Origin of the sequence: Streptomyces sp. YS-3, from assembly GCF_045257485.1 — a bacterium.
GTDB lineage: Bacteria > Actinomycetota > Actinomycetes > Streptomycetales > Streptomycetaceae > Streptomyces.
In genome coordinates, this window is sequence record NZ_JBJHPC010000228.1 from 1 (window position 1) to 10706 (window position 10706).

Consider the following 10706-nt stretch of genomic DNA (forward strand, 5'->3'; position numbering starts at 1 on the left):
GGGCAGGGGGCGGGTGCCGGCGAACGGCGGCCGTTCGCCGGCGGGGCCGCTCAGTCGAACCAGCGCTGCGGGCGCGGGTCGGTGTTGCGCCAGATGTGCTTGATCTCCTGGTACTCGGCGAGCCCGGCGAGACCGAGCTCGCGGCCCGTCCCCGACTGCTTCATCCCGCCCCACTCGGCCTGCGGGACGTACGGGTGGAAGTCGTTGATCCACACCGTGCCCGCGCGCAGCCGGGCCGCCACGCGTCGCGCGCGTGCCTCGTCGCGGGTCCACACGGCCCCGGCCAGGCCGTAGATGGTGTCGTTGGCCAGGGCGAGGGCCTCGTCCTCGTCGCGGAACCGCTCCACGGTCAGCACCGGCCCGAACGACTCCTCCCGGACCACGGACATCGCGGCCGTGCACTCGTCCAGGACCGTGGGCAGGTAGTAGTGGCCGTTCGCGAGCGCCGGGTCGTCGGGGCGGGCGCCGCCGCAGCGCAGCACCGCGCCCTCGGCGAGCCCGTCCGCGACGTACGCCTCGACCTTGGCGAGATGGGCGGCGGAGATCAGCGGACCGCTGCGGGCCTGCTCGTCGAAGGGGCCGCCGAGCCTGATCTCCCGTGCGCGGCGCACCACTTCGTCGACGAAGCGGTCGTGCAGCGAGTCCTCGACCAGCAGGCGGGCGCCCGCCGAGCAGACCTGGCCGGAGTGCAGGAACACGGCGGTCAGCGCGTAGTCGACGGCCGTGTCGAAGTCGGCGTCCGCGAAGACGATGTTGGGGTTCTTGCCGCCGAGCTCCAGCGCGGTGCGCTTGACGGTGGCCGCGGCCGACGCCATCACACGCCGCCCGGTGGACAGTCCGCCGGTGAACGACACCAGGTCCACGCGCGCGTCCTCGGTGAGGGGCGCGCCGACCGCGGGGCCGGTGCCGAGGACCAGGTTGGCGACGCCCTCCGGCAGCCCGGCCTCGGTGAGCAGCCGCATCAGGATGATCGCGGTGTGCGGGGTCAGCTCACTGGGCTTGAGGACGAAGGTGTTGCCCGCGCCGATGGCGGGCGCGACCTTCCAGGCGGTCTGGAGCAGCGGGTAGTTCCACGGCGTGATCAGCGCGCAGACGCCCACCGGCTCGACGACGGTGCGGCTGTCGGTCTCCGGGTTGCCGGTGTCGACGACCCGGCCCGGGTCCTGCGAGGCGACCAGATGGCCGAAGTGCCGGAAGCAGTTGGCGATGTCGGCCATGTCGTACTCCGACTCGACCAGCCGCTTGCCGGTGTCCAGGGACTCGGCGCGGGCCAGCGCGGCGGCGTCACGCTCGATGAGACCGGCGACGCGCAGCAGGAGCGCGGCCCGCTCGGCGGCCGTCGTCCGGGGCCAGGGACCCCGGTCGAAGGCCTCGCGGGCCGCGGCCACCGCCGCAGCCGCGTCCTTGGGACCCCCCTCGTCGACCACGGCGACCGGCGAGCCGTCCGCCGGACAGCGGATCTCGCGGGTCTCCCCGTCGACGGCGGCGCTCCACCGGCCACCGATGAACAAATCAGGCATGACGCTCCTTGACTTCTGGTCACGAACAGAGGCGCCGCTACCCAGGTACGCACACTTCAGGCATGTGACGATGCCGATAGTTTGAGCGGCGGAACAGCGCGGGAACCGCGGTTTTCAGCGGCCGTCCGGGTCGGGTCCCAGGTGCTCCAGGACCCACTGGTGGAAGGCGCGGATGTGGTGTTCGCTGGGCACCAGCACGCCCCCGTCGCGGTACGCCCGCGAGTCCATGGCAGGCTGGGTGCGCTCGCACGCCTGGAAGTCCTGGAGATTGACGCGGTGGAACAGCTCCACCGACCGGGAGACGTCGGCCCCGTCCGCCACCACCCGTGGCGCGTACAGCCAGTCGCACTCGACGACCGTACGGTCCACGGCCCGCGGGAACATCCGGTGGACGATGACGTGGTCGGGCACCAGGTTCACGAACACCTGCGGGTTCACGGTGATCGCGTAGTAGCGGCGGTCCTGTTCGTCCGCGAGGCCCGCCAGACGTCCGAAACCCGCGCCGCCGTCCACGGTGAACCCCTCGGCGCCGCGCGCGAAGGCGGCGCCGTGGCCCACGTAGTACTGCGCGGCGAAGCCCTTGGCGAACTCCGGCAGCACATGGGTGAGTTCGGGGTGGATCGTGGCGCAGTGGTAGCACTCCATGAAGTTCTCGACGATCAGCTTCCAGTTGGCGGTCACCTCGTACGAGATCCGGCGGCCCAACGCCAGGTCCGCCGCCCCGTAGCGCTCCACCGCCGCCGGGTCGCCCAGGCGCTCGGTGGCGGCCCCGACCACCGTGTCCTCGAACGACGGCGGCTCCTCGGCCGGGCACACCCACGCGTAGCCGAGCCACTCGCGCAGGGCGACCCGCAGCAGCCCGCGCTCCTCGCGGTCCACGTCCGGCATCCGGGCCAGGTTCGGCGCCGCCACCAGCCGCCCGTCGAGGTCGTACGTCCAGGCGTGGTACGGGCACTGCAGGGTGCGCCGGACCGTGCCGCTCTCCTCGGCGCACACCCGGGCGCCCCGGTGCCGGCACACGTTGAGGAACGCCCGCAGGGCGCCCTCGCTAGTCCGCACCACCAGCACGCTCTCGCGGCCCACCTGGACCGTGCGGAAGGCGCCCGGCCGGTCGAGGTCGGCGGCGCGCACCGCGCAGAACCACAGCGCCTCGAAGATCCGCTCCTGCTCGCGGACGAAGACGGCCGGGTCGCAGTAGTAGCGGCCGGGCAGCGTCCGCAGCAGGCTCGGCGTGCGCTCGGCGGCCCCGGCGGTCACCGCGAGCCCCCCGCGGCGCCCGCGCCCGCCCCGGCAGCCGCGCCCGCGCCGAACCGGAGCGGGTCGAAGAGCCCGATCGGATGAGCCGTGCCGCCGTCCAGGGCGAGATCGGCGAGGATCTCGCCGACCACCGGCACGAACTTGAAGCCATGCCCGGAGAAACCACAGGCCACGGTGGTGGTCTCGGGGTGCGCGGGGTGCCGGCCGATGATGAAGTGCTCGTCCGGTGTGGTCGAGTACATGCAGGTCACGGCCCGCAGGAACGTTCCGGGCAGGGTGGGGGCCACCTGGCGCATCGCCGACGCCATGTCCTCGGCCTCGGCCGGGGCCACCGTACGGTCGAGGGTGTCCGGTGTGCAGGGCGTGCCGTTCTTGCGGAAGAACGCGGTCTTGACGCCGCCCGACGGCCCGTCGATGGCCGGGAAGCCGTACACCTGGACCCCGTCCGCCTCCTCCCACACGAAGACCGGCTGACGCCCGGGGAGGAAGGGTTCGACGCCGCCCTCGGGCCCGAACCAGTACATGACCTGCCGCTCGACGCGCACCGGCGCCCCGAGGTCCGCCAGCACCTCCGGCGCCCAGGCGCCCGGACAGATCACCAGCTGCCCGGCGGTCCAGCTGCGCCCGGCCGTGTGGACGCGGACGCCCCGGCCGCCCGGCAGCTCCTCCCAGCGGGTCACCGGCTCCTCGAAACGCAGCTCGGCCCCCGCCCCGGCGGCGAGCCGGAGGTGGGCCGCCACCATGGCCTCCGGCCGCAGCAGCCCCGCCCGCGTCTCGTAGAGCGCCACCTCGTCGTCGAGCGGGCTCATCGTCGGGAAGCGGCGCCGGATCTCGCGGGCGTCCAGCATCTCGTGCGGCAGATCCCACGCGCGGGCCGAGCGCACCGCGCCCGTGACCGTACGGCAGTCGGGGCGGCCCACCATCATCCCGCCGCACAGCAGCGCGATCTCGCGCCCGGAGTCCCGCTCGATCTGCTCGTACAGCTCGTACGCCCGCAGCAGCAGCGGTACATACGCCGGGTCCTCGAAATAGGACTGCCGGGTGATGCGCGAGCCGCCGTGGCTGGAGCCGTGCGCGTGCGCCGGCCCGTAGCGCTCCAGGCCGAGGACGCGGGCCCCGCGCGCGGCGAGGTGCCGGGCGGCGGCCGAGCCCATGCCGCCGAGGCCGAGGACGATCACGTCGTACGTCACAGCCATGTCTCCTCCCGGAGGGTCGGTGCCCGGCCGGACCCGCCTGGCGCGCTACGGGTCGACGCGGTGCCGTTCCACGCATGGGCCGCTCGGCGCCCGGACCCGCCGGGCCCGGCCGTCACCGCATGAGGTGGGTCATCCGCGGGTCGAACAGGGGCTCTTCGGCGACGGTCGCGGGGACCTTCTCACCGAAGTACTCGACATGGACCGCGGTGCCCGGCGGGGTCACGGGCAGCCACGCGTACGCCACGCACCGGCCGATCGTGTAGCCGTAGGCGGCACTGGTGACGTAACCCGCGGGCACACCGTCGACCAGCACCGGCTCGCCCCCGAGGACCACCGCCGACCGGGAGTCCAGGGTCAGACAGGTGAGCCTGCGGGTCACCGCCGCCGGATCGCCCAGCGCGGCCCGGCCCACGAACTCGCCCTTGCCGGGCCGGACCGCGAAGCCGAGCCCCGCCTCGTAGGGGGTGTGCTCGCTCGTCATGTCACGGCCCCAGGCGCGGTAGCCCTTCTCCAGCCGCAGCGACTCGAACGCGCTGCGGCCCGCCGCGACCACGTCGAGCCGCTGCCCCGCCTCCCAGAGCGTGTCCCACAGCCGCAGCCCGAGATCGGCGCTCGTGTACAGCTCCCAGCCCAGCTCGCCGACATAGCTCAGCCGCAGGGCCGTGACCGGGACGTTTTCGAGGACCGTCTCCTTCGCCCGGAAGTAGCCGAACGCGCTGTGCGAGAAGTCGTCGCGGGTCAGGGGCTGGACCAGGTCGCGTGCGAGCGGACCCCACACGCCGACGCAGCAGGTGCCGGAGGTGATGTCCCGGACGGTGACGGTGTCCGGCGCGTGCGCGAGCAGCCAGTCCAGGTCGGCGGGGGAGTTGGCGCCCACCTGGAAGCGGTCGGAGCCCAGGCGCGCCACTGTCAGATCGGACCGGATGCCGCCCGCCCCGTCCAGCATGAGGGTGTACGTCACCGAACCCGGCTTCTTCTCCAGCTGGTTGGTGGTCATCCGCTGGAGGAACGCCAACGCGCCGCGTCCGGTCACCTCCAGACGCCGCAGCGGCGTCATGTCGTAGAGCGCGACCCGCTCCCGGGTCGCCTTCGCCTCGGCCGCCGCGACCGGCGACCAGTACCGCGCCGACCAGGCGTCGCGCACGGGGATGTGCAGCCCGTCCACCAGGGGCGCGTTCGTCTCGTACCAGTGCGGTCGCTCCCAGCCGCCGCCCTCCAGGAAGTACGCCCCGAGCTCACGCTGGCGCGGGTGGAAGGGGCTCGTGCGCAGCGGGCGCGGACGAGCCGGCGGCTGGAGCGGATGGACGACGTCGTACACCTCGACGAAGCTCTGCACCGAGCGCTCCTCGATGTACCGGTCCGTGAGCTGGACGTCCTCGAAGCGCCGGATGTCGCAGGCGTGCACGTCGAGCGAGGGGCGGCCGTGCGTCATCCACTCGGCGACGGCCCGGGCCGCCCCCGCGGAGTGCGTCACCCACACCGCCTCGGCCAGCCAGAACCCGCGCAGCTCGCGGGACTCGCCCAGCAGCGGCATACCGTCGGGCGTGAAGGAGAAGACACCGTTGAAGCCGTCCGCGACCGCGCTGTCCGCGAGTTCGGGCAGCAGCGCGGCGGCGTCCTGCCAGCTCGGCGCGAAGTCCTCGGGGGTGAAGGCGAGCGAGGAGGGCATGACCGGCGCGTCGTCGTACGCCGGGACTGCCCACGGATCCACCGGCAGCGGCCGGTGGGCGTAGGAGCCGATGCCCAGCCGTGCTCCCTCCGCGTCCGTGTGCGTACGGAAGTACAGGTCGCGGTCCTGGTGGCGCAGGATGGGCAGGGCCGCCGCCGCCCGCGCGGTGAGTCCGGGCAGCGGGGCGGTCCGCACGTACTGGTGGGCGAGCGGCAGCAGCGGCACCCGCACCCCGGCCGTCCGTCCGATCACCGGGCCCCAGAAACCGGCCGCCGAGACCACCAGATCGGCCGGGAAGCGGCCCTGGTCGGTGACGACGGCGGTGACCCGGCCGTCCTCCTGTTCGACGCCGGTGACCTTGTGGCGCGCCAGGAACCGGGCGCCCCGGGCCTGGGCGCGGGCCTGGAGCGCCCGGGAGGCGAGCACCGCGTCGGCGATCCCGTCGTCCGGGGTGTGGAAGCCGCCCAGGACCTTCTCCCCGGCGAGCAGTGGCCACAGCGCCTCGCACTGGTGCGCGGTGAGCAGCTCGCCCCGGACGCCACAGGCGGCGGCCAGCCCCGCCTTGCGGTGCAGATCGGCCCAGCGCTCCGGGGTGGTGGCGACCTCCAGACCGCCGACCGCCCGGAAGCACGGCTCGCCCGCCACGCTCAGCCCGCGGAAGGTGTCGACCGTGTACCCGCCGAAGGCCGTCATGGTCCGGGAGACATGGGTGCGGAAGACCAGGCCCGGCGCGTGCGAGCTGGAGCCGCCCGGCGCGGGCAGGGGGCCCTGCTCCACGACGGTGACGTGCGACCAGCCGCGCGCGGTGAGCTCGTCGGCGAGCGAACAGCCCACGATCCCGGCGCCGATGATCACTACGCGCGCGTGGGCGGGGCCGGGGGCCGGGGTGGTGCGGACCTCGTGAGACACGGCCTCACCCTCCTGTTGCGCAGAGCACTACCGGTTGCGCGATGTGAGACATCCTGAGGACGGCCCTGGGGGAGCGTCAAGAGGGTCGGACCGGTCGCGGCAAGGGGGTCCCGGGAGGGGGAAAGCGCCTGGCCGGAAAGGGTTGTGATGTGTCGTCAGGGCTGGTGTTACCCGGGATGGCCCATGCGACGCGAGAGGTCCCGGGCGGCCTCCCGGACGCGCCCGGCGACCTCCGCGAGCGCCTCCCGCGGCAGCCGGTACACCGGGCCCGAGACGCCGATCGCGCCGACCACCGAGCCGTCGTGGCCGCGCACCACCGCGCCCACGGCGTTGAGCCCGTCCTCGAACTCCTCGGCCGTCCGGGCATACCCCCGCTCCACCACCTCGGCCAGCTCGGCGCGGAGCACGGCCGGATCCGTGACGGTGTGCGCGGTGAAGCGCGCCAGCTTCCGGCCGAGCAGTGCCTCCCGGCGCTCCTCGGGGAGGTGGGCGAGCAGCGCCTTGCCGCTCGCCGTCGCGTGCAGGGGGGTGCGCCGGCCCAGCCAGTCGAAGGCCGTGACGGCAGCCGCGCCGCGCGCCTGCGTGATGTTGACGGCCGCGTCGCCGTCGAGCACGGCGACGTTGGCGGTCTCGCCCGTGGCCTGCGCGAGCGCGCGGCAGACCGGGACGCCCTCCTGGGAGATGTCCAGCCGTACGGCCGCCGCACCGGCCAGGCGCAGCATCCCGGCGCCCAGGAAGTACTTCCCCCGCTCCTTCTCGCGGCCGACCAGACCCCGTCTCTCCAGCGCGTCGAGCAGCCGGAACGCGGTCGACTTGTGCACCCCGAGCTCATCGGCGATCCCGGTGACCCCGGCCTCGCCGAGCCGGGCCAGCGCCTCCAGCACGCTGACCGCGCGGTCGACCGACCGCAGTGAACCGTCGCCCCGGCGTCCGCCCGCGACCGCGTCCGGCTCCCGCACCTCACCCACCAGCACTCCTCGGGGCCGCTATGCCCGGGAGAGGCTGCCCGCCTTGTGCTGCCCCATGCGGCCGGCGCCCGGCCGCTCGGCCGCCCCGGCCGCGTGGCGCACCCGCCTGCGCTCCCTGCGCCGCTCGCGCGCGGTGCTGCTCGGCACCGACACCACGCCGTTGCGCTGGTTCCACACCTGGCGGGTGACCCAGACGTCCAGGACCGCCCAGGTCGCCACGACCGTGCTCGCCACACTGGAGAGGACCATCGGGAACGCCAGCCAGGAGCCCGCCATCGTGCACAGGAACGCGATCACCGCCTGGATCAGGGTGAACGCGACGATCAGCACCGACCGCACGGCCGCGTCCCTGATCGGGTCGGGCAGCCGTGGCCGCACCGCGGGCTCCTCCACCCACAGCGGCGGCAGTTCACCCCCTCGCGTGCCCCGAACCGCCTCACCGTCCGCACACATGCCTTCAGTGCCCATGCATACTCCCTCCCCACCATCGGCGCATCGATGCGTGCCGATTCGCACGGGTCCGTACATCCCCGTCGCAACCCCCGTACAGAAGGACGAACGGAACTCCCGCAAGATTCCCGGGATTTACGGGGAAGGCAGAATTCCAGCCAACCGGTCGGCGGGGGGAACCGGCGGGCCGGGGGACGTACTCGGCCAACGCCGGTAGGTGATCTCACGTAATACCAGGACAACCCATGATCAACTCCCTTGAGCGCGGCCGAAAATCGTCCGGACGTGCCTTCGAGTCGGCTGTGTGGCAGTAGTAGGCTCACGCCGTTTGTTGACGGTTGATCTGGGGGAGGCCATGCGCTTTCGCGGGAAGTCCATCCGCAGGAAGATCGTGGCGTTGCTGCTGGTGCCGCTCGTCTCCCTCACCGCCCTGTGGGGATTCACGACCTACATCACCGGCCGCGAGGCCAACGAGCTGTTGAACGTCACGTACATCGTGGACAAGGTCGGCTCCCCGATGGAGGACACCATCCAGGTGATCCAGGAGGAACGCCGGCAGACGCTCGTCTACCTCGCCGACCAGCGGGCCGCCGACGCGCTCGCCGCGCTGCAGGGACGCCGCCGGGACACCGACCGCGCCGTGGCGAAGATTCGTTCCGCCGCCGGTGACTCCCAGGTCCGCGACGATCTGCATCCGGCGGCCAGGGCGCGGCTGAAGACCGTCCTTGAGGAGTTCGACGGCATCGGCGACCTGCGCCGCCAGGTCGACCGGCGCAGCGTGAACCGCACCCGGGCACTGGAGGCGTACAGCGGGATCATCGACCCCTGCTACACCTTCCTCACCAACCTCCACGCGCTCGAGAACGTGGACATGGACAAGCAGGGCCGCGCGGTCGTCGGCCTCGCCCGGGCCCGCGAGATGCTGGCCCGCGAGGACGCGCTCGTCGCCTCCGCGCTGGTCGCCCCGCCCCAGTTCACCTGGAACGAACTGCGCGAGGTGGTCAACCTGGTGGCCAACCGCACGCTGCTGTACGAGATCAGCCTGGAGAACCTGCCCGGGGGCGAGCGCGAGATCTTCGAGCGCTTCTGGGCCGCCGCCGGCTCCGAGTCGCTGCGCGCCGCCGAGCAGAGCATCATCACCGCGGGCCCCACCAAGAACCCGCGCATCGACCTGGCCCGCTGGCAGCAGACGGCCACCCCGCTGCTCGGCCGCCTCTCCCAGGCCGTCTCGGACGCCGACGACCGCTACCGCGACCGCGTTCACCCGGTCGCCTTCAACGTCCTCATCAAGGCCGGTGTCGCGGGCGTCCTCGGCTTCCTCGCCCTCGTCTTCTCGCTCTTCCTCTCCGTCCGCATCGGCCGCGAGCTGATCCGCGACCTCACCCGGCTGCGCAAGGAGGCGCACGAGGTGTCCGGCGTGCGCCTGCCGAGCGTCATGCGCCGCCTCGCCGCCGGTGAACACGTCGACGTGGAGACCGAGGCCCCGCGTCTGGACTTCGAGAAGGACGAGGTCGGCCAGGTCGGCCAGGCCCTCAACACCCTCCAGCGCGCCGCCGTCGAGGCCGCGGTCAAACAGGCCGACATGCGGCGCGGGGTGGCCGAGGTCTTCGTCAACCTGGCCCGCCGCAACCAGGTCCTGCTCCACCGCCAGCTCACGCTCCTGGACACCATGGAGCGCCGCACCGAGGACACCGACGAGCTCGCCGACCTCTTCCGGCTCGACCACCTCACCACCCGTATGCGCCGCCACGCCGAGGGCCTGGTGATCCTCTCCGGCGCCGCCGCCTCCCGCCAGTGGCGCAAGCCCGTCCAGCTGATGGACGTGGTCCGGGCGGCCGTGGCCGAGGTCGAGGACTACGAGCGCATCGAGGTCCGCCGGCTGCCCCGGCTCGGCGTGGGCGGCCCGGCCGTCGCCGACCTCACCCACCTGGTGGCCGAACTCCTGGAGAACGCCACGGTGTTCTCGCCCCCGCACACCGCCGTCCAGGTGCACGGCGAGCGGGTGGCCAACGGCTTCACCCTGGAAATCCACGACCGGGGGCTGGGCATGACGCCCGAAGCGCTCCTCGACGCCAACCTGCGCCTCGCGGAGACCCCCGAGTTCGAGCTCTCCGACACCGACCGGCTCGGCCTGTTCGTGGTCAGCCGGCTCGCCCAGCGGCAGAACGTCCGCGTCTCGCTCCAGCCCTCCCCGTACGGCGGCACCACCGCCGTCGTCTTCATCCCGGCGGTCCTGCTCACCGACGCGCCGGACACCAACGGCACCGGCTTCCGCCTCGACCGCAAGGCGGCGGCCCAGGACGCGGCCGGGCGCCGCGAGCGGGACGCCGGACCCCGTGCGCTCTCCCCGCTCCCGCTGGGCGTCCCCGACCGCGCCCTGCTCGACGGCCCGGTAGAACTGGAGGCTCCGGTGGACCCGTTGGAGCTGGACGCCCCGGACGGCCGGGGCGCCGACGAGCGCGACGCCGTGCACGGCGGCTTCCCCGGCGCGGCCCGAGAGTTCCCCGGCGAGCGCCGCCGGCAGCAGCAGACGGCCGACGAGGACGCCGGGGCACCGGCCCACGGCCTCGGCGCCGTGCCGCTGCCCCGGCGCCGTCCGCCCGCGCCGACGCTGGTCAGCGACCACGGGCGCCGGGTCGACGACCAGCCGGGCCGCGACCACCCCTCGCCCGCGCCGGAGCCGTTCCGCCCCGCCGGGCCGGGCCTGGAGCGGCGGCGGGGCGGAACGGCTCCGGCG

Annotated in this window: 7 protein-coding genes; 1 reads left to right on the plus strand and 6 read right to left on the minus strand. The window is 73.6% G+C overall.

The window, feature by feature from the left end; all coding sequences use genetic code 11:
* Window positions 1-50: 50 nt before the first annotated feature.
* The 6 genes from ACJA3G_RS19420 to ACJA3G_RS19445 all read right to left on the minus strand — a co-directional run bounded on the left by ACJA3G_RS19420 (window position 51) and on the right by ACJA3G_RS19445 (window position 7972).
* On the minus strand, window positions 51-1520 hold the full coding sequence (locus ACJA3G_RS19420; RefSeq protein WP_406554283.1) for an aldehyde dehydrogenase family protein: 1470 nt from the start codon (window positions 1518-1520) through the stop codon (window positions 51-53).
* Window positions 1521-1634: 114 nt separating this feature from the next.
* The gene (locus ACJA3G_RS19425) at window positions 1635-2777 is read right to left on the minus strand and encodes an aromatic ring-hydroxylating dioxygenase subunit alpha (protein WP_406554284.1); all 1143 of its coding nucleotides are present in this window, start codon (window positions 2775-2777) and stop codon (window positions 1635-1637) included.
* Window positions 2774-3973 (minus strand): N-methyl-L-tryptophan oxidase, encoded by a 1200-nt coding sequence (gene solA / locus ACJA3G_RS19430; protein WP_406554285.1) that lies wholly within the window; start codon window positions 3971-3973, stop codon window positions 2774-2776. Before solA ends, ACJA3G_RS19425 begins: the two co-directional genes overlap by 4 nt.
* Before the next feature lie 112 nt (window positions 3974-4085).
* On the minus strand, window positions 4086-6551 hold the full coding sequence (locus ACJA3G_RS19435) for an FAD-dependent oxidoreductase (RefSeq protein ID WP_406554286.1): 2466 nt from the start codon (window positions 6549-6551) through the stop codon (window positions 4086-4088).
* Between the two features lie 167 nt (window positions 6552-6718).
* Complete coding sequence (locus ACJA3G_RS19440) at window positions 6719-7519, minus strand: IclR family transcriptional regulator (RefSeq protein ID WP_406554287.1); 801 nt, start codon at window positions 7517-7519, stop codon at window positions 6719-6721.
* 18 nt (window positions 7520-7537) lie between these two features.
* Window positions 7538-7972, minus strand: a complete 435-nt coding sequence (locus tag ACJA3G_RS19445; RefSeq protein ID WP_406554289.1) for a hypothetical protein — start codon at window positions 7970-7972, stop codon at window positions 7538-7540.
* A gap of 352 nt (window positions 7973-8324) precedes the next feature.
* Here ACJA3G_RS19445 and ACJA3G_RS19450 point away from each other — a divergent pair.
* Window positions 8325-10706 (plus strand): nitrate- and nitrite sensing domain-containing protein (locus ACJA3G_RS19450; protein WP_406554288.1); only part of this gene is annotated, 2382 nt, incomplete at its 3' end.